Source organism: Pyxidicoccus caerfyrddinensis (genome assembly GCF_010894405.1).
Taxonomy (GTDB): Bacteria; Myxococcota; Myxococcia; order Myxococcales; family Myxococcaceae; genus Myxococcus; species Myxococcus caerfyrddinensis.
Genome location: NZ_JAAIYA010000023.1, coordinates 65,575 through 88,593, shown reverse-complemented (window position 1 = coordinate 88,593; position 23,019 = coordinate 65,575). Strand labels below are relative to the sequence as shown.

The window sequence follows — 23,019 nt, the reverse complement described above, 5'->3', positions numbered from 1 at the left end:
CGAGGTGTCGTCATGGGTCCTCCCCCCAACCCCATCGTGTCTCCCCGCCACGCCATCGTGTGCGGAAGCAGCATGGCCGGACTGCTCACCGCGGGACTGCTCGCGCGGTACTTCGAGCGCGTCACCGTGGTGGAGCGGGATGGCCTGGAGAACACCCCTGTCGTACGCAAGGGCGTCCCGCAGGGCACGCAGACGCACATCCTGCTCAAGCGCGGAATGGACATCGCGGCGGCCATCTTCCCCGGGCTGATGGAGGACCTGCAGGCCGCTGGCGCCCAGGCGCTGGACATGGCCGCCGACGGCGCGTGGCACGTGGCCGGCGTCTGGCGCAAGCGCGTCCCCAGCGGCGTCACCATGTACTCGCAGACGCGGCCCCTCTTCGAGTGGCGCGTCCGCACCATGCTCGCGGCGCTCCCCAACGTGCGCATCCTGGACCGGCACGACGTCACGGGCTTCCTGCACGTCGCGGACGGCACCCGCGTCACGGGCCTGAAGGTCCGCGCGCCCGGGAGCACCGAGGAGACGCGGCTGGAGGCGGACCTGGTGGTGGATGCCAGCGGACGGGGAAGCCGGATGCCGCAGTGGCTGGAGGCCCTGGGCCTGCCGCGCGTGGAGGAGACGCGCATCCAGATTGACGTCGGCTACGCCACGCGCCTGTACCGCATTCCCCCGGGCTTCGACGCGGGGTGGAAGTCACTCATCGTCTCCGCCGAGCTCCCGACGAATCGGCGCTTCGGCGCCATCGTTCCCGTCGAGGGGGGCCGGTGGACGGTGACGCTCAGCGGCTGGCTCAAGGACTATCCGCCCACGGACGAGGAGGGCTTCCTCGCGTATGCGCGCTCGCTCGCGCAGCCCCACCTGTACGAGGCCCTGAAGCAGGCCGAGCCGCTCGGGCCCATCCTCAGCTACCGCTACTCCCACAGCCAGTGGCGCCACTTCGAGCGGCTGCCCCGCGTCCCCGAGGGGCTGGTGGTGGTGGGTGACGCGTTCTGCTCGTTCAACCCCATCTACGGCCAGGGCATCACCTCCAGCGCGCTGCTCGTGGAGGCGCTGGGCGAGTGCCTGCGCAAGGGTCTGGACGGGCTGTCGCGCCGCTACTTCGAGCGCGCCGGCCAGCTCTTGAAGGTGCCCTGGGCCCTGTCCACCACCGAGGACTTCCGGCTGCCCGAGCTGGGAGCCATGCGGCCCCTGGGGAGCAGCTTCCTGTACTGGTACGGCGAGCGGTTCCAGCAGCTGACGTCGACGGACGACGAGGCCGTGCGGACCTTCATGGAGGTGATGCACATGCTCCGGCCGCCGACGTCCATCTTCTCGCCGAAGCTGTTCTGGAAGGCGCTGACCCGGCGGCCCGTGACGGCGGCGCTGCCCCGGGGACCGGAGCCGCTCACCGTGCACGTCTCCAAGGCGGCGTGAGCCCCGCGCTTCAGGCGCGCAGCGCGTCGAGGATGGACAGGCGCGCCGCGCGCAGCGCGGGCAACAGTCCCCCGAGGAGCCCCATCAGCGTGCCGAACAGCAGCGCGCCCACGACGATGCCCGGCGTGGGCGTGAAGCCGAAGCTCACCTCGGCGAAGGTCTGGAAGTTCAGCGTGCGGATGTGAATCCACCGCGTGGCCAGCGCTCCGAGTGCGCCGAGCACTCCGCCCGCCGCGCCGAGCATGGCGGACTCCGCCACCACGCTGGCCAGCACGCTGCGCCGCCGGAAGCCCACCGCGCGCAGCATGCCCAGCTCAGCGATGCGCGTCGCCACCTGGGCGTACATCGTAATCATCGCCCCCAGCACCGCGCCCACGCTGAACACGAAGGACACGAACAGGCCCAGCACGCGGATGAAGGTCGCCAGCCCGCTGGCCTGGTCCGCCCAGTACTCGGGCTCCGGCTTCGCCTCCAGCGTGAAGCGCGGGTCCGCCTCCACGCGCTTCACGAAGTCCGCCACCGCCACGGGCGAGCGCAGCCGCACCAGCGCGGAGCTGAAGCCGTCCCGTCCGAAGGCCGCCCCCAGGCGCGTGGCATCTGCCCACAGCTCGGACTCGAAGGCGCCGCCCCGGGCCTCGAAGACGCCCACCACCGGCCAGCGCTGCTGTGCGAAGTGCAGCTCGCCGCCCAGGGTGGCGTCCGGTGAGGAGCCGACCAGCGCGCTGCCCAGCGCGACTTCATTCGTGCCCGACCGGGGCTTGCGTCCGGAGACGAGCCGCACCTCTGGCCGCGCCGTGAAGCTCCCCGCGCTGATACCCCGCGCGGTGGTGTTCATCTCCTGCGTCCCCCCGCGCGGCAGCGTCACCAGCACCACCAACTCACCGGACACCAGCGGTGCACCGTCCGGCCCGGACGCCACCGCCGGGTCCGTAGTGAGGATGCGCACCGCGTCCCGCTCCACCCCGCTGACCAGCTCGCCGGTGGCGCCCTTGCGCAGGATGACGGCGTTGGACGCATCCCCGCCCGAGGCGAGCGCGGACTCGATGCCATTGGCCAGCATCAGCACCGCGGAGAAGACGAACACCACCAGCCCCAGACCCACCACCGTGAGGCCCGTGGACAGCCGGCGCGCCCAGAGGCTGCGTGCGTTGTAGAAGAGCGGCACCATGGCTCAGGCCACCTTCCTCAGGCCCTCCGCCACCGGCAGGCGCACCGCGCGCAGGGCGGGCCCTATTCCCGCCAGCAGCGACACCACCACCGCCGCGAGCGCGGACACGACGAGCGTGCGCCCCCGCATCACGTTGTCCGGGAGCTGGCCGAACTGCGAGGCGACAAGGCGCGCGAAGCCATTCACCAGCGACGGCGCGGCCAGCACGCCCAGCGCCGCCGCCGCGAAGCCGATGACGGAGGACTCGGCCAGCACCAGCATCACCACCGTGCTCGGGCGGAAGCCCATGGCGCGCAGGGTGGCGATGTCGCGCGTGCGCTCGCGCACGCCCATGGCCAGCGTGTTGCCAATCACCAGCAGGATGATGAGCAGGATGACGGTGGACACCACCTTCACCGAGGTGAGGATGGCGGATGACATGGCCACGAAGCCGAGCTGGAAGGCCTTCTCGCTCTCCGTCTTCGTGGGGTACGGGCTGTTGTCGAACATGGCGTCGATGGCCGCCGCCACCTGGGCCGAGCGCGCCGGGTCATCCACCCGCACCGCGTAGATGCCGACCTGGTCCTTCATAGCCTTGGGCAGCTGCGGGCTCTCGTTGAGGCAGCGGTAGCCGAACACCAGCGCGGTGGTGTCCGTGCTGGGGCGCGCGCCCGTGTAGATGCCGCGCACGTTGAACGTCCAATCGCCGGGGTATATCTGCCCCTTGAGCGTCACCCGGTCTCCCGTCTTCCAGCCGAAGCGCCGGGCCAGCTTCTCGCCTATCAGCGCGCCGCACGGGTCGCTCCGGAAGGCGGACAGCTCCGCGGGCGTGGTGAGGAACTCGGGGAACACGTCGAGGAAGGTGCTGGGGTCGATGGCGAAGTTGGCGAAGAAGTCCTTCTGCGTCTCGCCCAGCGTTCCGCCGAACCACTCCTGGTGCGTCACGGCGGTGACGCCCGGCAGCGCGGCGATGCGCGCGTAGTAGGACAGCGGCAGCGGCTGGGTGATGGACACCTTGTTGCGGACGATGAGGCGGTCCACCTGCGCCGCCTCCGCGCCGAAGTAGAAGATGTCGATGACGGTGCGCAGGAAGATGAACGCCGTCACGCCCACCGCGCCCGCGAGGATGGTGAGCGTCAGGCGCAACGGATTGCGCAGCAAGTCGCGGCACGCGAGCCGCACGTAGTTCACTGGAGCACCCCCTTCTCCAGGTGGTGCACCCGCCCGGCCCGCTCGGCGGCGTGCGGGTCGTGCGTCACCATGACGAGCGTCTTGTGCAGTTCCTGGTGGAGCACCCCGAAGAGGTCCAGCACGGCCTCGGCCGCCTTGCGGTCGAGGTCCCCCGTGGGCTCGTCCGCGATGATGAGGTCCGGGTCGGTGACGATGGCGCGGGCAATGGCCACGCGCTGCTGCTCGCCGCCGGACATCTGCGGCGGGCGGTGGCTCACCCGGTGGGACAGGCCCACGAGGTCCAGCGCGGCGGCCACGTGCCGGCGCCGCTCGGCGCGCGACAGCGGCGTGAGCAGCAGTGGCAACTCCACGTTCTCCGCCGCGGTGAGCACGGGGATGAGGTTGTAGAGCTGGAAGATGAAGCCCACGTGCGCGGCGCGCCAGTCGCTCAGCTCGCGGTCGTCCAGCTCGGCCAGGTTGCGGCCGGCCACTTCGACGATGCCCGTGGAGGGCCTGTCCAACCCGGAGATGAGGTTGAGCAGCGTGGACTTGCCGGAGCCGGACGGGCCCATGAAGGCCTCGAAGGCGCCGGTGGCGATGGACAGGTCCACCGCCTCCAGCACGGGCACCGCCACGGTGCCGCGCCGGTACGTCTTCGACACGCCCTCCAGACGGACCATGGGGAGCGCGGCTGGGACAGCTTCGAGGCTCATCCGCTCCCCGCTTCCACCTTCACGCGACGGCCCTCCCGCAGCCGCCGTGAGTCCGGCGCCACCACCACCTGCGTCCCCGCCGGAGGCCCCTCCACCAGTGAGACTTCCTCTCCCACGCGCGGGCCCAGGCGCACCGGCTGCCGCGCGAGCCGCCCGTCCTTCACCACCCACACCGCGGACCCGTTGCCGTCCTGCACCACGGCGCTGGAGGGCACGCGCGAGGTCTGGGCCTTCGGGTCCAGCGCGTCGGGGGGCAGCGGCTCGCGGAGGAAGGACACCTTGGCGCCCATGTCCGGCAGCGCGCCCTTGGGAACGGACTGGAAGCGGACCATCACCGTGGCGGTGGCCTTGGAGCGGTCGATGGCGGGACGCACGGTGGCCACGGTCGCGGAGAAGGCGCGGTCGGGGAAGGCGTCCAGGAAGATGAGCGCGGGCTGTCCCGGCTGGATGCGGGAGAGCTGCTCCTCGCTGACCTCGGCCTCGACTTCCAGCGCGTCCAGGTCCACCAGCTCGATGATGCCGCCCAGGTCGGTGCCCTCGAGCGCGGCCGGCGCGAGCATGGCGCCCTCGTCCGCGAGCTTGCGTGCCACCACGCCAGCGAAGGGCGCCCGCACCACGGTGTGTGAGAGCTGCAGGCGAGCACCCTCGCGGGCCCGGACGGCGACGCCGAGCTGGGCGCTGGCGGCATTGAGCTCCTCCTGGGAGGCGCTGCCGGCGGTCTCCACGTCCAGGAGCTCGGCGCTGGGGATGACGCCCTGCTTCGCGAGGTTGCGGGTGCGCTGGGTGGTGCGCCGGGCATTCTCTGCCTGGGCGCGCGCGGCGGCGAGGCGGGCCTTCGCGGCGAGGACCTCGGCATCGGCGCGGTCGAGGGCCACGCGGGCATCGCGGTCGTCCAGGCGGGCAATCACCTGCCCCTGCTTCACGGGCTCGCCCTCCTCCACGGTGACGTCCACCAGGAGGCCGGGCAGCTGCGGCGCGATGACCGAGCGACGCCGCGAGTCGACATAGCCAGCGGCGGACAGCTCGGTCTGCTGCTCCCCCGGCAGTGGCTCGCGGACCTCGGCCACGCGCACGGTGGGAGCGCGGCGGGAGAAGGAGACGCCGAGCAGGGTGAGGACAGCGAGCAGGAGCACCGCGGGGATGAGCCAGCGCAACCGACGGTGCCGCTTGAGGGGCGAGGCGGAGCGGTCGATGCGGAGTGCACTCAATGGTGTCTGCGCCTGTGCTTCGGCCACGGCTTCCTCCCGAGCAGGGCTACGGACTCTCGGGAATGAAGGTAGGAAGACAGGACGCGCGGTGCTGTGGGCGGGCGGTGCCTTCCCTGGCCTGCTGGGAAGGGCGAGGCGCTTCCACGGCGGCCTGCCGGTGACGGGATTGCATCAGCGCACCGGCAGCTCGCGGAAGGTCAGGCCGTCCAGCTCGAAACGCTCTACGACGTCCTTGAAGCGCTCGGTGACGATGAGCACGGTCGCGAAGTTGCGCAGGCGAAAGAGGTCCAGGTCCTGGGGGAGGGAGGCTCCGTCGAGGATGGGCTCCTTCGGGAGGCTGAAGCCATGCCGGCCGCACTTCGGGCACGGCGGGGGCGTGCTCTTGGGGATGCAGTCCGCGTGCAGGAGCCCGCGTGGCTCGATGTGCAGGTCGAGGAGTTCTGGGACGCCCTTCGGGCGGAAGAGGATCTCCGTGCGGCAGCCTCGCAGGCCGCGGAGTCCTTCTGCCTGCAACAACGTCAGAACGTCGGGCTGGACGAGCAAGACATCTCCGGCCTGGATGATGAACGCGGAGAAGGGGCCCCTGGCCTTTCCCACCAAGGGGCCGAACATGGCCCCGGTCTCGATCGGATAGTCCGGGGGAAGGAGAGGTCGGACCTGGTCGCGCAGCCGTTCGTATTCCTCGAAGTCTTCTTCCAGGTAGGCCTTCGATAGTTTCTTCGCGACAGGAAGAGCGGAGAGGTCCACCGCGGGGTAGTTGAGCCCACTCCTGGCCCACGTTGCCTTGCAGAGGGGACAGGTGATTCCTGGCAGCCCCCACTTATAGGCGGCGTTGTAGCTGCCCTTCTGGGTGCTGTAGTCCGGGAGAGGAAGGGTGAAGAAGCGCGGCATGGTCATCAGTACTCGATGGAGGGACCTACCAGCAGATGGTAGGGCAGGATGGGACCAATCAGGTTGAACCGGATGATGAGCTCTCGCGCATATCGATACATGTCGTCCCTGGTTGCGCCCTCATGCGCCCGACGGAAGCTTTGCCATGCCTGATTCCAGGGTCCACCCATCAGTCCCTTGTGGATGCGGTGATGGGTGTCGATGTCGAGCAGCATCGTCTCCTGATGGATGTTGATGCCCCGGCTCTCAAACCATTTCCTGAGGTCCTCCTGCCGCGGGAAGATGTGGTGCTTCTCCCGAGGCTTCGTCGCCAACGCCTGTGCCATCTGCAGCAATCGCTTCTGGCTCGGCAGCAACTCCCGTCCATACCAGCGGATGACGAAGACAGGCTCGGACTGCCCGGGCAACACCCACGGGTAGCCCCAGTTCCGCTGCGGTGACTGAACCGCGCTCGGAGGGAGCACGAACGTGCCCCGCGTCCGCACCACGCGCCCTCATCCAGCCGGGTGTACGCCTCCGGTACTCCGCCGCGTCCCGCTCGACAGGGGACGCCGGAGTCGACGCGCACGACCACAGCACTGCGCACAGCAAGAACCACTGAACCCTGTGCAACATCCGTCATCCCCCAGCCGGCCCGAAATCAGGGCCGGCCGGAGGTCATATCAGGCACTGCAACCCGGTTACTTCTTCCCGTACTCCAGCGGAGTCCCCTTCCGCTTCGCGTAGATATACGCCTCCATCGCGCGCATCTTCGGGTCGTCGTCCGCGAGCGGCTTGCCGCGCACCGGGTTCTCGATGCACCAGTTGATCATGTCGCGCAGCAGCGCCACGCGACCGAGCTGCACCTGGTACTTCGGATACGTCTCCGGGTGCGTGTTCGACGCGTCCGGGTGGCACATGTCACACGACACGGCCACCGTGCCGCCCAGCAGCTCCGCGTCGTGGAACACGCGGTTGCCCTCCTCCACGAAGGCCTGCGTGGACGCCGCCCAGATGGCCTCGTCCCGCTGGGAGAACGCGCCGTAGGTGTGCCCGTCCTGGAGGTTGGCACCCTGCTGCTTCTTCACGTCCTTCCCACCGCTCTCCGGCTTCACTCCACCGCCCACCATCGTCCCTCCGGACGACGGCTTCTGCGGCGTGGAGGGCACCGCCGGCGGACTGCGCGGCGCCTCCGGCGTCTTCGTCGGCGGCGGCGCCTGCGCCACGGCCGGCGCCGGGTCCCAGTTCGCGTCCGGGTTCTTCTTCAGCCACTGCTCCATCAGGGCCCCCGACACGCGCAGCGCCTGCTCGCGCGTCAGCTTCTGCCCCTCCTTCACGCCGTCCACCTCCAATGATGTGACGCCGTCACACAGCCCCACCACGAGGTCGCCGTCCTTCGAGGTCGGCACCGCGTGCTTCTTCACCTCGGGGGCGGCGGAGTCCTCACCGGCCAGCGCCACACCGCCCGCGAAGGACAGGAGCGCTCCCGCGCCTACAAGCAGCTTCATCCGGATGGTCATGGTGTCCCCTCGCGCTCAGTAGCTCGGCAGCTTGGTTCGGGGCGGCGCGTCCTGCTTCCCACCCGACGCGAGGTAGCTCGCGCGCACGGTGATGGGGTTGCGCTCCCAGAGGTTGTACAGCTTGTCCACCAGCCCCGACTCCAGCACGTCCATGCGCCCGTTGCCGCACCCGTCGAACTGGCTGAACGGGTCCGGCCGGTTCATCTGCACCGTCAGCTTCGGCAGCCCCTCCGGCGCGTACGGCCACGGCCACGCCGTGGACAACATGCCGTGGAAGCTGATGTTCCCAATCTGGTTGCTCAGCAGCTGGTGCGTGTGCCCGTGGATGACGGTGACCTTCTCGAAGGGCTTGAGAAGCGCCTGCACGTCGTCCGCGTCGTCCGTCCAGAAGTTCCACGGCCGGTAGTACTTGTAGAGCGGCGAGTGGCTGAAGACGATGAGCGGCGTCTTCTTGTCCACCTTCGCCAGGTCCTGCTGGAGCCACGCACGCTGCTCGCCGCCCACCTCGAAGCGCGACTGGATGCCATTGTCCAGGCCGGCGACAATCTTCATCCGCTCCATCGGCGTGAGCTTCCGCTCCGTCCAGAAGTCCTTCTCCAGGATGGAGTTGAGCACCACGAAGTGCACGCCCTTGTGGTCGAACGAGTAGTTCGGCGGACCGAACAATTCCCGCCACAGCTCGCCCATGTCGAGGAACCAGTCGTGCTCGCCCACCATCATCTTCACGGGCGCCTTCAGGTTCTTCAGAATCTGCGCGCCCAGCTTCAGCTCGACGGCCTGCCCGAGCTGCGCCAGGTCTCCTCCGAAGAGGACGAAGTCCGGCTGCGGATCCAACGCATTCACGTCGTCCACGGCCTTGAGGATGGAGCGGACGAAGCGGTCATTCAGCTTCTGGTCATACAGGTGCGTGTCGGAGATGTACGCGAAGGAGAAGCGCGGCTTCGTCCCCTGCGCCTCGGCCACGTTGACCAGCTGGAAGCTCTGCGGCGTCCTCAGCCCCATGCCGGCGACGATGCCGGCGGAGATGCCCGCCACCCGCATGAAGGCCCGGCGGTCCAGCCTCTTCAAGTCGTCGAAGAAGGCGTCGCGCTCCTCGTGGTGCTTCGTCTCGATGCTGCGGAACTTGTTGCCCATAAGCGACCACCTCCTCAAGGCTTCTTCGTCGAAGCGGGCTTCACGGACGCCTCGGTGCCGTACACACCAATCGCCGCGGGGTTCTTCACGTCCAGGTCCGGGTTGGGAGCCAGGTCGCCCAGGTTCCCCTTCTTCCCCATGGCCACGGCGGTATCGCGCTCCGGCCGCTGGCCCTTGCGGGCGCGCTGCTCGGCCAGGCGCTTCGTGCCCTGCGAGGCGAAGCGCTCGTCGGTGAGCGTGAAGAGGAAGGCCACCACGTCGTCGATTTCGCCCTCCGTCAGCCCCAGCCGCTGCATCCCCCCGTCCAGGTACGGGTTGGCCACGCCGCCCTTGTTGTAGTGGTCCATCACGTCCCACAGCGTCGTCAGCGAGCCGTCATGCATGTACGGGCCGGTGATGCCGATGTTGCGCAGCGTGGGCGTCTTGAAGGCGCCCACGTCGTTCTCCTGCTTCGTCACCAGGAAGCGGCCCAGCTCGGAGAAGTTCGTCTGCAGCGCCAGCTCGTCAATCTGCTTCTCGTCGCCGGTGCGGACCACCTTGAGCGCCTCGCGCGCCATCTTCACGAAGTCCTGCTTGTGCGCGGCGATGCCGATGTTGTGGAACTTCTGGTCGCTGAACAGCGGCGAGACGACGTTGCCCGCGTGGCAGGTGTTGCAGCGGCCCTTGCCGTTGAAGAGGGCCCAGCCGCGGCGCTCGGAGTCATTGAGCGCCTTCGCGTCGCCCATGATGAAGCGGTCGAAGCGCGCGTTGCCGGAGTAGAGCGTGCGCTCGAAGGCGCCGATGGCCGCCGCCAGGTCGTCGTAATTCACGTCCCGGTTGAAGACCTTGCGGAACTCCGCCTGGTACTCGGGGATGGCCTTCACCTTGGCCACCACCGCCTCCGGATTGGGCTGGCCCATCTCGCGCGGATTGAGGATGGGCAGCTTCGCCTGGTCCTCCAGCGTGGCCGCGCGCCCGTCCCAGAACTGCGAGGCGTTGAACATGGCATTGAGGATGGTGGGGCTGTTGCGCGTCACCTTCTGCGCCTTCACGCCCTCCGACACCGGCTTGCCGTCCGTGAAGCCGAACTTCTCGTCATGGCAGGTGGAGCACGACGTGGAGTCGTCCACCGACAGGCGCTTGTCATTGAAGAGCTTCTGGCCCAGGGAGACTCTCTCCGGCGTGGGCGCGGCGCCCTCGGGCACCGCCAGCTTCCACAGCACGGGCGACACACCGGGCGGCAGGTCGGCGGGTGGTGGGACGGCTTGCTTCGGGGGCGGTTGCGCGTGCCCGGTGAGGGCATACAGCAGGACGGCGAGCGGCAGGGCAACGCCGGGCGGCGTTCGCATCGAGTCCCTCCCTACCGACCACATGCGCAACGCGAGAAGTTCACGGTGCGGGGGCCGGAACGAGTCTTCCCGGAAAAAACCATTGTCCCCGGGTCGGGTCCAGACTCTGGGGGGAACGAGTGTCGGCCACTGAAGGGTTGCCCATGCAGGAGGCGTCAGATGGTGGACCCGGGAGAGCTGCGCGAGGGAATGACCGTGAAGGACCTGGAGGGGCGGAGGCTCGGCACGGTGGTGCACGTGGGAGACACGCACTTCGAACTGGAGCAGGGCTCACCGGCGCAGCGCGAGTTCATGGTGCGCTTCCACGCGGTGGACCGCGTGGAGCACGGCGAGGCCTTCCTCCACCCCGGCCACGGCGTCAAAGTCCCCGTCGAGAGCGAAGAGGCGGGCGCCCCCGCTCAGGCCTGACGCCCGGGCAGGCGCAAGTCTCGTGAGCGGAAGAGCAGCGCGGAGGCCGTCGCGGGCGCGAGCACCGCGGCGGTGATGACGGCCCAGTCCACCGGACCGCGCGCCCGTGCCACATTGAACGTCGCGGCCTGCACGAAGGTGAGGCACGCATCCGACGCGGTGAGCATCCCCAGCGCCGTGGCCAGCGAGTCGCGCCAGCGCCGCACCAGCGAGAAGAGGCCCACCGACAGCCCCACGTCGAACAGCACCCAGCCCCACTGCACCGACAGGGAGGGGAACCAGCGCCGGGTGAGGGGGAGCGCCAGCAGCGCCGTCCAGGGTACCAGCAGCAGGGCCAGCGCATGCACCAGCAGCCGGGGACGCCGCAGCACCGTGGCCACGCCGAAGCGCACCAGGCTGCCCCGCGCGAAGGCGCGCAGCGCGTCGTACACCGCGGCCAGCCCGCCGCTCGGCTCGGGCCAGGCCACGTGGATGGGCACCCAGGTGTCGGGACGGAACTTCGCCTTGAAGGCGCGCAGGCCCTCGAAGTCGAACAGCGGCCGCCCGCACACGCGCGCCAGCCGCAGCCAGGGCCGCACCGGCCCGGACAGCGGCGCCAGCCCCAGCGTCACGTAGCGCCGGCCCTCCGCCGCCGCCGCGCGCATGGCCGCGTCCACCAGCGTCTCCGCCGTGCCGTTGGGCGCCTCCGGGTCTCGCAGCAAGTCTTGAAGGAACCAGCCCTCGCGCGCGTACACGGGGGACACCGCGAGGAAGCCCACGACCTTTCCTTCCACCTCGGCGGCGAAGGCGCGGCGCTCTCGCGCGAAGGCGTACGGGCGCAGCTGCACCAGGAAGCCCATGGGGGCCATGCGGCGCGACGCCAGCCACCGCGACTTGAGCCCGTCCAGCGCGCGGCGCGTGGGGTGCGTGGGGTCCTCCAGCACGGGCGCGGGCACCTCGCGCACCGTCACGCCGTGCTTGCGGGCGCGGCGCAGCTGCTCGCGCAGGTTGCGGCTGCCGCGCACCACCTCGTCCCAGTGGGTCGGGTCCCACACGGGCTGCTCGCCCACGGGCAGGGCCTGCATGGGCACCAGCTGCGTGAAGCGCGGCTCGGTGGCGAAGAAGCACACGCGCCGCCCTTTCGCGCGCGCGGCCTCCTGGAAGCCGGCGACCACCGCGGGCAGCCGCTCCGGCGAGGCGATGGGCCCGCCCGCCGCCACCCACGCGCCGCCCGTGTCCACGTAGGCCACGCACGCGTCGCCCGCCGGGTCGAACCAGTAGCAGAAGCCCGGCTGGAGCACCTGGAAGGACGTGGCGTTCCACCCGTACTGGCGCAGCAGCTCCAGCACCCGCGCGCGCTCGGCCGCGGCCACCTCGGGCGACGCCTCTGTGGGCTTCCGCTTCATGCCGGCTGCGGCCCCGTCCGCCGGGGGCCGCCCACGCCGCGCTCCTTCCGCCGCGATTCGTCCAGCCGGCGGCGGTTGGCGCCGAGCAAATCGCTGCGGGTGAGGATGCCCACCACGCGCGTGGGTGCCTCGCGGTGCACCACCGGCAGCCGGCCCACGCCCTCCTCCACCATCAGGTCCGCCGCCTCGCGCAGCGAGCTGTCCGCGTACGCCACCGCCGGAGGACGCTTCACCAACTCACGCACACGCCGGCCCGTGGCCTCCCGCCCGTCCAGCAGGTCCCGCCGCGTGATGACGCCCACGAGCTCACCGCCCGCCACCACCGGGAAGCCCTGGTGCGTGGTGCCCGGCACACCGGTGGCGAGCCACGCGCGCACCTCGTCCAGCGGCCGGTCCGCCTCCAACGACACCACCGTGCGCAGCCCCACGTCGCGCACCAGCGCCTGTCCCAGCGCATCTACGCCGTACTCGGTGAGGACGCGCCCGCCGCGCCGGGCCAGCTTCTCCGTCATGATGGAGTGGCGCATCAGCAGCGCGGACACGAGGTAGGCCGCAGCGCACCCGCCCAGCAGCGGCAGCAGACCCATGGGCTGGCGCGTGGTCTCGAAGGCGAACACCACCGAGGCCAGCAGCGCGCGCGACGCACCCGCGAAGATGGCCGCCATGCCCACCAGCGCCGCCACGCGCACGTCCACGCCCAGGCCCGGCGCCACGTACGTCGCCAGCAGGCCCAGGCCGGAGCCCAGCCCACCGCCGAGCGTGAACAGTGGCGCCAGCGTGCCGCCCGAGGTGCCGCTGCCCAGCGCCACCGACCAGGAGATGAACTTCAGGACGCAGAACACCACCATGGCCGTGCCCACGAAGCGGCCGGAGAGGATGTCCTCGATGTTGGTGTAGCCCACGCCCAGCGTGCGCGGGGAGAAGTAGCCCACCACGCCCACCACCACCGCGCCCAGCGCCGGCCACCACATCCAGTGCAGCGGCAGCTTCTCGAAGGCGTCCTCGATGGCATACACCGCCCGGGTCACCAGCGTGGACGCCACGCCCACCACCGCGCCCAGCACGACGTAGAAGGCCAGCGCGGCGCCGCTCGGCGACGCCAGGTCCGGCATGGCGAAGGCCGGCGCGCCGCCCACGAAGGCCAGGCGCACGCCCGTCGCGGTGGCGGTGGCCAGCGCCACGGGGATGACGGAGCGCGGCCGGTACTCGAACAGCAGCAGCTCCACCGCCAGCAGCACCGCGGACACCGGCGCGCCGAAGGTCGCCGCCATGCCCGCCGCGGCGCCCGAGGCCAGGAGCGCCTTGCGCTCGTCCGCCGTGACGTGCAGCAACTGTCCCAGCAGCGAGCCCAGCGCCCCGCCCGTGGCGATGATGGGCCCTTCCGCGCCGAACGGACCGCCGGTGCCGATGGCCACCGCCGACGACAGCGGCTTGAGGAACGTCATGCGCGGTGGAATGCGGCTCTGGTTGTAGAGCACCTGCTCCATCGCCTCGGGGATGCCGTGCCCGCGGATGGCCCGCGAGCCATAGCGCGCCATGAAGCCGACGATGACGGCGCCCACCACCGGCACGAGGATGCCCCACACGCCCAGCGTGTTGTCCCCAGGGGACACCGGCGCCACGGAGAGCCGGCCGAACCAGGCCAGGTTGGTGAAGAAGTAGATGAGCGAGCCCAGCAGCTGCGCCACCAGCCCCGCCGCCACGGCCAGCACCACCGCGAGGGCGCTGATGTAGACCACCCGCCGGTCCACCGGCTCCATCACCCGTGGCGCGCGCACCCCGGCGAGCGTGGGCCCCATGGAAGGAGCCACGGGCAGCTTCTCCCGCGCCTCGGGGCCGGTGCCCAGGCCCTCCTCGACGCGCGTTACTTCAGGCCGCTCCATTCAGCTTCTCCTTGCGCCGCTTGCGCGGCTTCGGCTCGTCCTCGAAGAGGAGTGGAGCCTCGTTTCCGTCCAGTCCCAGCTCCGCCACCAGCGCGGACAGTCCGCGCGCCAGTCCCTCACGGACACCGGGCTCCAGCTTCCGCAGGCCGTTGATGAGGAGGGCCTGCGCCATGGGTGGGGCCTCGCGCAGCAGCGCCCTGCCCGCCGGCGCCAGCGCCACCTCCACCCGACGCCCGTCCTCCGGCGAAGGCCGCCGCGTGACGAGCCCCCGCTCGATGAGGCGCGCCACCACCACCGACACGCTGCTCTGGTGCGTGAGGGTGTGCTCGGCCAGGGTGTTGATGGAGCAGGGCCCGGCTTCCGCCAGTCGCTGCAGGATGAAGAGCTGCGCGCCGCTGATGCCCACCAGCCGCTCGGACGCCCGGGCGGAGACGCGCAGGAGCCGCACGAGGCGGCGGACGCCGTCCATCACCTCCCGCACCTCGCCCTGCTCCACGCCCGCGCCGCGATTTATATGGGAACCCATGTAACTTGCGCGGAAGGTACGCGCATGGAAACGCGGTCGCAATCCAAACGCTCGGGGCCGGCCAGGCAGGCGGTTGCCCGGACTTCCGGCGTGAATCACCAGGACTGATGCATCTCCCCGAGGTCCCCCATGACCGCGCGCGTGTTTGCGGCGACCAGCAGTCGACACATCAAGCGGCGGCGAGCCACCGGTGGCACGATTCCGCAATAAGAGTCACGCCCCTCTCCTCAGGAGCACGTGGTTTGAAATCCACACGCCTGGCCTGTGCCTTCGCTGCCCTGTTCTCCCCTGTCCTCGCATCCGCCGAAGCCGAGCCCGTGGGCGTGCGCACCAACACCGCGCGCTTGATGACCACGGACGCGGCGGAGGTCATCGACGCGCCGGTGCTCGGCCTCCAGCGCACGGCGATACCGCTGTTCGCCGGAGTGGCGGTAGACACGTCGCTGTACGCGGACGCGCTGCTGGCCCCCAACCTGGGCCTGCGCTGGGCCCTGGCCGCCGGCCCGCACCGCATCGTGCTCGGCGCGCGCTACACGCACTTCGTGGGTGCCTCCGTCTACTCGGACACCGTCGAGTCCGAGGCCCCCGCCATCCAGAGCTTCGAGCCGGAGCTGTCCGGCCCGTCCTTCTACGGCGTGTATGGCCTGGTGCTGGGGCCCCTCCAGCTCCAGGGCGAAGCGCGCTACGGCCACTACACCACCGACTACCTCTCCTTCACCGGCGGTGCCGGGCTCAACTTCGCCGGCCACTGGTCCGTGGTGGCCGAGGCTGGCGTGCGCGTGAAGGGCGGCTCCGCCTTCCGCGCGGCGGCCGGCATTCGCTACGGCGGTGACGGCCTGGGCTTCGGGCTCGGCGCCGCCTACGTGGACCTGAGCGACCCGGCCCTCCCTGGTGAGAGCCTCCCCGTGCTTCCCGTCCTCGACCTCTCCTGGACCTTCCGATGATGACCCGCGCCCTCTTCGCTTCGTGCTTCCTGCTGCTGACCTCGTGCTCGGCGGAAATCTCCGTGCAGACCGAGCCCTTTGACGCGACGGTCCCCGTCACCTCCGTCCTCGAGCCCGCCTACGCGGAAGTGGCGCTCGATTTGCCCGAGGAGACGGTCGACACCGAGGGGCTGGACATCGTCGTGGACGAGGTGGCCGCCACGCTCACCGTGGTGAACCCGTCGAACCTCCTGACGCTGCGCACGTCCGCGCGGCTGTCCTTCGAGGGCACCGCCACGCCGGACCAGCCGAAGACGTACACGGATGTGAACCGGCCCGCCTACTACAACCGCGCGGCGGAAATCCTCGCCGTGCGCGACTTCGCGCCTGGCTCCCGCACGGCGGTGCGCATCGACTCGCCCGCGCTGAAGGACGCCATCGGCAAGCGCCGCGTCTGGTTCATCGTCAGCAACACGGTGGTGCGCAGCGGCATCGGCGCGCCCGTGTTCCCGGTGAACATCCTGCTCGAGGACATCATCTTCCAGGCCGTCCTCACCAAGCCCTTCCCCGGGCTGGGCGGTGCGCTGGAGGTGGGCGGGCTGTAGCGCTGCTAGTGGGGAGCGGGCGCGGCGCGCTCCTCCTTCATCCACGCGCGGACCTCGGGTGACAGCTGCCCGAGGCACCGCCCGCAGTAGTTGCCCGAGCTGTGGTCGGCGGAGCTGATGGCCTTGCCCTTCGCGTCCGCCATGACGCAGCCGTCCGTCTCGCAGTGGTCGAAGCCCAGCGTGTGGCCGAACTCGTGGATGGTCAGGTCCCCCACGCGCCGCAGCAGCACCGCCTTCGTCTTGCTGTGCTTCCGGTAGATGTGCGTGGACAGCACGCAGGACAGGCCACCCATGTTGCCCAGCCCGGCGATGCCCCAGTCGTGGATGTCCCCCTTGGTGGTGGAGATTTCGCCCTCGGTGACGGCCACCACCTTCCACGCGCCCTTCGGCGGGTCCGCGTCGATGGCCTCCAGCAGCTTCTCCGCGCGCCAGCGCTTGCGGGGCGCGTACCAGGCGGCCTTGGGCAGTTCGCGTGGGGACTCGAAGCGTATCTGCACGCGCAGCCGCGCCTGGATTTCCTTGGCCACCCGGTCCAGCACGTCCTGGTCCACCTTGCCCAGGGGGAGGATGGCCACCACCGGCTCGGCGGACGGTGACGCGGGCTCCGCGGCGGCGGGCAGGCCCGCGAGCAGCACGGAGAGACACAGCAGGAGCGCACGGGAGGGAAGGCCCATGGCCGCATGCTAGCTCCTCTGCCCGTAGCAGCGTGAGCAGTGGTCATATCGATTCGACGTGGAGTGGCCATTGTACCGACCACTGCATTGAGGAATACGTGCGCGTGAAAGAGAGGTCCCATGTCATCCAGCAGCGTCACTGCGACCCACATCCCTCCCGCTGCCCACGCAGAGAGCCCGTCGCTGCGGCGGACGCTGGGGCTGTGGCAGGGCGTCTCGCTCTACGTCGGCTCGGTGCTGGGGTCCGGGGTGCTCGTGCTGCCGGCCATCGCCGCGGACACGGCGGGCCCCGCGTCGGTGCTGGCGTGGCTGGGGCTGATATTGCTGTCGGTGCCGCTGGCGCTCACCTATGCCGCGCTCTCGCGGCAGCGGGCCGATGCGGCCGGGTTCTCGGATGCGATTGAACGCGCCTTCGGTCCCCGCTGGGGCGCCGTCGCGGGCTGGCTCTTCCTGGCGCAGGTGCCCATGGGGACCTCGGTGGTGGCGCTCATCGCCGGGGAGTACGGCGCGAGCGTGGTCGGCGGAGGCCAGGACCTGGCCTTCGCGTTCGGCGCGGCGATGGTCGTCACCGCGTATGCGCTCAACTTCGTGGGCCTGCGCGTCAGCGCGACGGCGCAGCTGGTGACGCTCGCGGTGATTGTCGTCGGGCTGGCGCTGATTGTCGGACGCGCGCTCCCGGAGGTGGAGCCCCGGGCCTTCACGCCCTTCTTCTCCAAGGGGCCCGTCGCCGTCGGGCTCGCGTCCGTGCAGCTCTTCTGGGCCTTCGTCGGGTGGGAGGCGATTACGCCGCTGGCCCGCGAGTTCAAGGACCCACGCGACATCTGGCGCGCGAGCATGCTCGCGGTGGGCATCGTCGCCCTCGTCTACCTGCCGCTGGCCATCGTCACCATTGGCGCCACGGGGCACGGGGACGCGGCGCATGCGCAGACGCCGCTCGTCCTCCTGGCGGCGAAGGTCTTCGGGCCGAGCGCCTCGCGCGTGGTGGGGATTGCCGGGCTGCTGCTCTCGTTCATCCCGGTGAATGCGTACGTCGCGGGCACCAGCCGCCTCGCCTTCGCGCTGGGTGAGCGCCGGCAGCTCCCCTCGTGGCTCGGCGTCACGTCCGCGTCGGGCACGCCGCACCGGGCGCTCGCGGCGCTGTGCGCCGTCGTCCTGGTGGCCCTCTCGGTGACGTGGCTGGGCCGGCTGCGCATCGCGGACCTGCTGCCGTTCTCCACTTCATCGTTCCTGGCCACCTACGTGCTGTCCATGGCCGCCGCCGTGAAGCTGCTGCGCGGGCCCATGTCCCACGCGGCCATCCTGTCGCTGGTGGCCTGCACGGCGGTGTTCTTCTTCGTGGGGACACTCATCGCCTGGGTGGCCGCCGTCGCCGTCTGCGCCCTCGTCTACCAGCGCTTCGCCGGGCCCCGGGTGGGGTGAGCGGCCTCACCGCTCGTCGGTGTCATCATCGTCGGCGGCGCTGTCCGCCGCCGGCTTGCGCCCCAGCAGCCGGTCGATGTCCGAGCGCGCCTCGTCCGCCTGCGCGGCGTTGATGCGATTCACCGACGCGAGCTGGTCCACAATCCAGTGCGCGCGCTTCCACAGCGCCCGCGAGCCGGAGGACGGCGAGCGCTTGCGGGGCGCTGGCAGCATGGCGGCCAGAATCGCCCCCTGCGCCACCGTGAGCTGCGACGCGGACACGCCGAAGTGCTCGCGCGCGCCGGCCTCGATTCCGTAGACGCCCTGCCCCCACTCGGCGACGTTGAGGTACAGCGTGAGGATGCGCTTCTTGGTGAGCGCGTCCTCCAGCCTGCGCGTCAGCACCAGCTCCTTCGCCTTGCGCAGCAGGCTGCGGTCCGTGGACAGCCAGAGGTTCTTCGCGAGCTGCTGGGTGATGGTGGAAGCGCCCCGGCCCAGGTGGCCCTTCTCCCACGCCTCCTCCAGCGCCTTGCGCACCTCGGAGGTGTCCACGCCCTCGTGGACGTAGAAGCCCGCGTCCTCGGAGATGAGCACCGCGGCCACCGCGTGCTTGGAGACGGCCGTCAGCGGCACCCACTGCTGGCGGCGGCGGACCTTCTTCCCCGCCTCCCGCGCCTCCTCCGCGCGCTTCTCGATGAGCGCCGTGGTCTTCGGGTTCTCCTTCTCGAACTGGGCGGCGTCCGGCAGCGTGACGTACTCGTACACGGCGAACGCGACGAACAGCACGGCGAGCGCGAGCAGCACCTTGCGGCGCGGAGACCTGCGCCCCTGAGTCGAAGCGGCGCCGGAGACCGGAGCCAGCGGCGTCACCGTGCTGGAAGAGGTATGGCCCCGCTCGGGCGTCGCGGGTGCCGTGTGCGCGTGCTCGGGTTCCGCGGGCCCCGGCGCTGGCCGACCATCCGATGGGGACATCGGGCCCGTGCATACCGCCTCCCGGCCCTGACGTCACCCCTCCACCCGGGCGCACCCGGCTTCAGCAGGCAGGCAGGCGACCCCGGAAGTCCTACCGGCGCTTCGCCGACGCGAGCTTCGTCGACGCACGCTTCGGCGCCGGCGTGTCCGCCCAGCGGTCGTCCACGGAGGCGAAGCCGGCGACCAGCTCTCCCGCGAGATACCCGCGGTTGCGCTTGTCACGGCGCCGCAGCCAGTCGTTGAGGACGCGGCCCTGCTCATCCTTGCGCTCATCCGGATGCGACAGGTTGAACCGGCCGCGCTTCACCAGGCCGCCGGCCTTGTGGACGAACGTCACGGTGCCGTCCTCGGACACGCGCTCGACGATGCCGATGTGCGTGAGGCCGTCGTTGAGCTTGCCGTCCTTGTTCCGGTCATGCGTGTCCCGGAAGAAGACCATGTCCCCCGCCCGAGGCGTCTCGCGCACCGTGCCCAGGTCCACGGCCTTCCGGTAGATGGCCTTCACGCCATTCTCCCCCGGAAACGTCACCGCCGGCATCAGGCTCAGCCCCGGCTTTCGGTAGGCCAGCTGCGTGAAGCCCGAGCAGTCGTCGTTCACCGTCGTACTCACGGTCCGCAGCGAGCTCAGCCCCACCCACGCCTTCGCCCGCCACACGGCCCGCTCCGCCAGCGAGACGGTTGTCTGACGCTTCGGCGTGCTCCTGCGCACGGCCTCCGCCTCACCGCCCCACAGCAGCATCCCCACCACCGCCCCCAGCCACACTCCACGATGCATGCCCGCGCGTCAGAGCAACCCGCGTGCCGCGCCCGCACGGCCGCTGGCTCGTCCAGCTGTCGACACCTGCCCGGGTCGGCGGGGCTGCCCCTGTGTGGAATTGATTTCCCACACGGGACTGTGGGGCGACCCATGATGGAAACATCCGGCCCCGCCGAAGCCCGTGGCGGCGCCACGCAGTCCCCCGGAAGCGGTCTCACGCTCCGGGCTGGGGCCGCGCCGGCTCCTGCTGGAGCGACTGGCCCGGCAGCACGGGCAGCTCCAGCACGAAGGTGGCCCCCGCGCCGGCCTCGCTCTCCACGTGGATGGAGCCGCCGTGGGCCTCGACAATCTGACGGCTGAAGAACAGTCCCAGCCCCAGTCCCCCGTACTGGCGCGAGGACACGCCGCGCTCGAAGCGCCCGAAGATGCGCTTCAGCGCCTCGGGAGGGATGCCGATGCCATGGTCCGTCACCGTCAGCCGCGCACGGCCGTCCATCTGGGCCAGCTCCACGTCCACCGGCGCGCCGATACCGAACTTGATGGCGTTGCCCAGGATGTGCGTGAGCGCCTGCTCCACGCGCCCCCGGTCCAGATATCCCGACACGTGCGGGGCCACCGTCCGCAGTCGCAGCTCGCAGCCGGCGCGCCCGGCCTCGTCCGCGAGGCGGTCCACGCACTCCTCCACCAGCGCGGTGAGGTCCACCTGCTCGCGCCGCAACTCCAGCGTGCCCGCGTTGGCGCGGCCCACGTCCAGCACGCTCTCCACCAGCGCCGTCAGCCGCGCCACCTGCCGGGAGATGAAGCCCAGCCGCTCCATCACCCCGTCCCCCTCGCCCGCGCGGCGCAGCTGGGACATCAGGCTCTGCACGCGCAGGGTGAGCGTGGCCAGCGGCGTGCGCAGCTCGTGCGCCGCCACGGAGATGAACTCGTCCCGCGCGCCAATGGCCTCGTGTGCCTCATCGAGCAGCCGCGCGTTCTCCATCGCCATGGCGCACCGGCGCGACAGGTCCTCCGCCAGCAGCACGTCACGCCGGCCCAGTGGGTGGTCGTCGGTGTCCGCCACCAGCGCGAGCGCCCCCACCACCGCCTCGCGCACCCGCAGCGGTACCAGCACCCCCGAGCCCAGGGGCCCCCGCCAGCGGCGCGACTCGCAGGGCAGCGGAGGCAGCTGGCCGCGCAGCGCCGCCTCGCGCCCGGGCGTCCACCCCGCCGCCGCCACCCGCTGCACCAGGCCATGCGTGTCCACCATCCAGATGGCGGCGCCGACGCACAGCTCCGGGACGATGAGCCGCACCACGCGCGGCAGCGTGGCGCCCCAGTCCGGCGACGACGCCAGCTCCGCGCCCGCGGTGGCCAGCACGCGCTGGGCCACCTCCGCCCGGTGCCGCTCCGCCACCACCGCCGCCAGCGTGAGCGCGGACAGGCTGAGCACCGCCACGAAAATCTGCACGGCGAGGACCCGCTCCGCCACCGACATGGGCAGCACCCCGAAGGGGCCGCGGCCGTGACTCGTGTACGCCACCGCCAGCGTCCCCATCACCAGGATGGCGCTGGACGCCCCCCGCGGCCCGTGGCGCAGCGCCGCGGCGATGACGAGCGGAAAGGCCGCATAGGGCAGCGTGGCGAGCAGCCCCATCGGGGCCGCTCCGGAGCGCTGGAAGATGAGGGCGGTGATGCCGGCCACCAGCGCCAGCAGCGCCCCCAGCTCCGCCAGCCGACGGGAGTCCCGCACCTCACGGCCCAGCGGCCACCACGTCAGCAGCACCGGCGCCGCCAGCACGGTGCCCAGCGCATCGCTGAGCCACCAGGCCAGGAACTCGTTCCAGAAGGGCATGGTGCCCACCCACAGCCCGGCGCCCGCCGCTCCCAGCAGAGCGCTGGGCAGCGTGCCCACCAGGCCCCCCAGGACGAGCACCCCGGCCACGTCGCGCACCCGGTGGAAGAGCACCGGCCCTCCCACGAAGCGCCGCAGCAGCGCCGCGCCCAGCAGGGCGCGCAGCACGTTGCCCACCCCCCAGATGACCGCCACCGACACGGGGATGCCCTCCAGTACCACCGTCCCCGCCTCCGCCACGAAGATGGCGGCCAGCAGGGCCGGCCACATGCGCGTGGGGGAGCGGAGCAGGAAGGCCAGGCTCACCCCCGCGGGCAGCCACAGCAGCGCGCTCATCAGAGGGGGGTACACGAAGCGCAGGCTGAGGAACTTCAGCGCCACGAAGCACAGTGCGAGCAACATGGCGCGACGTGCCATGGACAACCCCCAGGCGAAGGTATGCAGCACGGGTGTGCCCGGCCGGGTGCTAGGAAGGGCGGCGGTGCAAGGGAGCGCACGTCCGTCCCCGCTCCCCCGCCGGCCCCACCCGACAGGTGGGCGGCACAGGGTGCCCCGCGGTCCGGGGCGTCCCTAGCTTCAGGCCGTTGGAGTTCGACCCTTGTGACTTTCGACTACTACGACAACCTCTCCACGGCCCAGCAGCGCGTCTACCGGATGAGCGACGGCGTCGCCGCGCTGCGGGTGCGCGAGCCCCACGCGCTGGCGCCCCACGTGGAGGCCCTGCGCCTGGCCCTGGCCTCGGGTGAGCGCGCCCCCCTGGAAGACGCCACCGCCCGGCTGAGCGACTCGCTGTGCGAGCGGCTCGACGTGGCCCCCGCGAAGGTGGAGGTGCTGGAGGTGCGGCCCTCTTTCGAGACGGGCGAATTGCACGGCCTCTACACGCGGGCGCCGGGCCGCCGCCCCCGCCTCCAGGTGTGGATGCGCACGGCGAGACACGCGCGCGTGGTCGCCTTCCGCACGTACCTGCGCACCTTCCTCCACGAGCTGTGTCATCACCTGGACTTCCTGCTCCTGGAGCTGCCCCACTCCTTCCATACGGAAGGCTTCTTCAAGCGCGAGTCCAGCCTCTTCCACCAGCTCGTCCCACGGCCGACCACCTCCCCCTCCCGCCGCCGCCCCCGCACTTCAAGGGTGTGACGGCTGACACCCGC

General features: G+C 70.9%; 21 protein-coding genes and 1 pseudogene. 6 read left to right on the top strand and 16 right to left on the bottom strand.

What is annotated here, in order from left to right:
* Window positions 1-12: 12 nt before the first annotated feature.
* Entirely contained in the window at window positions 13-1,413 is a 1,401-nt protein-coding gene (locus G4D86_RS39585) for an FAD-dependent oxidoreductase (protein WP_163999486.1), read from the top strand.
* A gap of 10 nt (window positions 1,414-1,423) precedes the next feature.
* Here G4D86_RS39585 and G4D86_RS39580 read toward each other — a convergent pair whose 3' ends face one another.
* The 9 genes and pseudogenes from G4D86_RS39580 to G4D86_RS39540 all read right to left on the bottom strand — a co-directional run bounded on the left by G4D86_RS39580 (window position 1,424) and on the right by G4D86_RS39540 (window position 10,503).
* Window positions 1,424-2,581, bottom strand: coding sequence for an ABC transporter permease (locus tag G4D86_RS39580; protein WP_163999485.1), 1,158 nt, complete (start codon window positions 2,579-2,581; stop codon window positions 1,424-1,426).
* Window positions 2,582-2,584: 3 nt separating this feature from the next.
* Window positions 2,585-3,751 (bottom strand): ABC transporter permease, encoded by a 1,167-nt coding sequence (locus tag G4D86_RS39575; protein WP_163999484.1) that lies wholly within the window; start codon window positions 3,749-3,751, stop codon window positions 2,585-2,587.
* On the bottom strand, window positions 3,748-4,443 hold the full coding sequence (locus G4D86_RS39570; protein WP_163999483.1) for an ABC transporter ATP-binding protein: 696 nt from the start codon (window positions 4,441-4,443) through the stop codon (window positions 3,748-3,750). The genes G4D86_RS39575 and G4D86_RS39570 overlap by 4 nt, the downstream gene beginning before the upstream one ends.
* The gene (locus G4D86_RS39565) at window positions 4,440-5,678 is read right to left on the bottom strand and encodes an efflux RND transporter periplasmic adaptor subunit (protein WP_163999482.1); all 1,239 of its coding nucleotides are present in this window, start codon (window positions 5,676-5,678) and stop codon (window positions 4,440-4,442) included. The genes G4D86_RS39570 and G4D86_RS39565 overlap by 4 nt, the downstream gene beginning before the upstream one ends.
* Before the next feature lie 144 nt (window positions 5,679-5,822).
* Entirely contained in the window at window positions 5,823-6,542 is a 720-nt protein-coding gene (gene sitI6, locus G4D86_RS39560; RefSeq protein ID WP_163999581.1) for a SitI6 family double-CXXCG motif immunity protein, read from the bottom strand.
* A 5-nt stretch (window positions 6,543-6,547) separates the two neighbouring features.
* Window positions 6,548-7,157: pseudogene (gene sitA6 / locus G4D86_RS39555) on the bottom strand (SitA6 family polymorphic toxin lipoprotein).
* Window positions 7,158-7,222: 65 nt separating this feature from the next.
* Window positions 7,223-8,029, bottom strand: a complete 807-nt coding sequence (locus G4D86_RS53345; RefSeq protein ID WP_275899202.1) for a c-type cytochrome — start codon at window positions 8,027-8,029, stop codon at window positions 7,223-7,225.
* Window positions 8,030-8,056: 27 nt separating this feature from the next.
* On the bottom strand, window positions 8,057-9,175 hold the full coding sequence (locus G4D86_RS39545; protein WP_163999480.1) for a metallophosphoesterase family protein: 1,119 nt from the start codon (window positions 9,173-9,175) through the stop codon (window positions 8,057-8,059).
* A 14-nt stretch (window positions 9,176-9,189) separates the two neighbouring features.
* Window positions 9,190-10,503 (bottom strand): cytochrome-c peroxidase, encoded by a 1,314-nt coding sequence (locus G4D86_RS39540; RefSeq protein ID WP_163999479.1) that lies wholly within the window; start codon window positions 10,501-10,503, stop codon window positions 9,190-9,192.
* Window positions 10,504-10,662: 159 nt separating this feature from the next.
* Between G4D86_RS39540 and G4D86_RS39535 the strand changes: the two genes are divergently transcribed.
* Entirely contained in the window at window positions 10,663-10,911 is a 249-nt protein-coding gene (locus G4D86_RS39535; RefSeq protein ID WP_163999478.1) for a DUF2171 domain-containing protein, read from the top strand.
* On the opposite strand, the gene G4D86_RS39530 is transcribed toward G4D86_RS39535, so the two are convergent.
* Genes G4D86_RS39530 through G4D86_RS39520 form a run of 3 tightly spaced genes read right to left on the bottom strand, consistent with a single transcriptional unit; the run spans window position 10,902 to window position 14,705 of the window.
* Window positions 10,902-12,296, bottom strand: a complete 1,395-nt coding sequence (locus G4D86_RS39530) for a bifunctional lysylphosphatidylglycerol flippase/synthetase MprF (RefSeq protein ID WP_163999477.1) — start codon at window positions 12,294-12,296, stop codon at window positions 10,902-10,904. The genes G4D86_RS39535 and G4D86_RS39530 overlap by 10 nt on opposite strands.
* Window positions 12,293-14,179 carry a chloride channel protein gene (locus tag G4D86_RS39525; protein ID WP_163999476.1) on the bottom strand — a complete coding sequence of 629 codons (1,887 nt, stop codon included), beginning with the start codon at window positions 14,177-14,179 and terminating at the stop codon, window positions 12,293-12,295. The genes G4D86_RS39530 and G4D86_RS39525 overlap by 4 nt, the downstream gene beginning before the upstream one ends.
* Window positions 14,166-14,705 (bottom strand): MarR family winged helix-turn-helix transcriptional regulator, encoded by a 540-nt coding sequence (locus tag G4D86_RS39520; RefSeq protein ID WP_240360732.1) that lies wholly within the window; start codon window positions 14,703-14,705, stop codon window positions 14,166-14,168. Before G4D86_RS39520 ends, G4D86_RS39525 begins: the two co-directional genes overlap by 14 nt.
* A 242-nt stretch (window positions 14,706-14,947) precedes the next feature.
* Here G4D86_RS39520 and G4D86_RS39515 point away from each other — a divergent pair, with 242 nt between their 5' ends.
* Together G4D86_RS39515 and G4D86_RS39510 are read left to right on the top strand one after the other, a co-directional pair.
* Window positions 14,948-15,649: a hypothetical protein gene (locus G4D86_RS39515; RefSeq protein WP_163999475.1), complete on the top strand. Its 702-nt coding sequence runs from the start codon at window positions 14,948-14,950 to the stop codon at window positions 15,647-15,649.
* A complete protein-coding gene (locus tag G4D86_RS39510) occupies window positions 15,646-16,233 on the top strand; it encodes a hypothetical protein (protein WP_240360731.1) in 588 nt (195 codons plus the stop codon). Before G4D86_RS39515 ends, G4D86_RS39510 begins: the two co-directional genes overlap by 4 nt.
* 5 nt (window positions 16,234-16,238) lie before the next feature.
* Here the strand turns inward: G4D86_RS39510 and G4D86_RS39505 are convergent, their stop codons facing one another.
* The gene (locus G4D86_RS39505; RefSeq protein WP_163999474.1) at window positions 16,239-16,907 is read right to left on the bottom strand and encodes a hypothetical protein; all 669 of its coding nucleotides are present in this window, start codon (window positions 16,905-16,907) and stop codon (window positions 16,239-16,241) included.
* 120 nt (window positions 16,908-17,027) lie between these two features.
* Here G4D86_RS39505 and G4D86_RS39500 point away from each other — a divergent pair, with 120 nt between their 5' ends.
* On the top strand, window positions 17,028-18,326 hold the full coding sequence (locus G4D86_RS39500) for an APC family permease (RefSeq protein WP_163999473.1): 1,299 nt from the start codon (window positions 17,028-17,030) through the stop codon (window positions 18,324-18,326).
* Between the two features lie 6 nt (window positions 18,327-18,332).
* Here G4D86_RS39500 and mtgA read toward each other — a convergent pair whose 3' ends face one another.
* From mtgA to G4D86_RS39485, 3 genes are all read right to left on the bottom strand, one after another.
* A complete protein-coding gene (gene mtgA, locus G4D86_RS39495; protein ID WP_240360730.1) occupies window positions 18,333-19,277 on the bottom strand; it encodes a monofunctional biosynthetic peptidoglycan transglycosylase in 945 nt (314 codons plus the stop codon).
* A 91-nt stretch (window positions 19,278-19,368) separates the two neighbouring features.
* Window positions 19,369-20,052, bottom strand: coding sequence for a CHAP domain-containing protein (locus tag G4D86_RS39490; RefSeq protein ID WP_163999472.1), 684 nt, complete (start codon window positions 20,050-20,052; stop codon window positions 19,369-19,371).
* Between the two features lie 196 nt (window positions 20,053-20,248).
* Window positions 20,249-22,285: a sensor histidine kinase gene (locus G4D86_RS39485; protein WP_163999471.1), complete on the bottom strand. Its 2,037-nt coding sequence runs from the start codon at window positions 22,283-22,285 to the stop codon at window positions 20,249-20,251.
* Between the two features lie 183 nt (window positions 22,286-22,468).
* Between G4D86_RS39485 and G4D86_RS39480 the strand changes: the two genes are divergently transcribed.
* Window positions 22,469-23,005, top strand: a complete 537-nt coding sequence (locus G4D86_RS39480; RefSeq protein ID WP_163999470.1) for a hypothetical protein — start codon at window positions 22,469-22,471, stop codon at window positions 23,003-23,005.
* The last annotated feature ends 14 nt before the right edge of the window (window positions 23,006-23,019 follow it).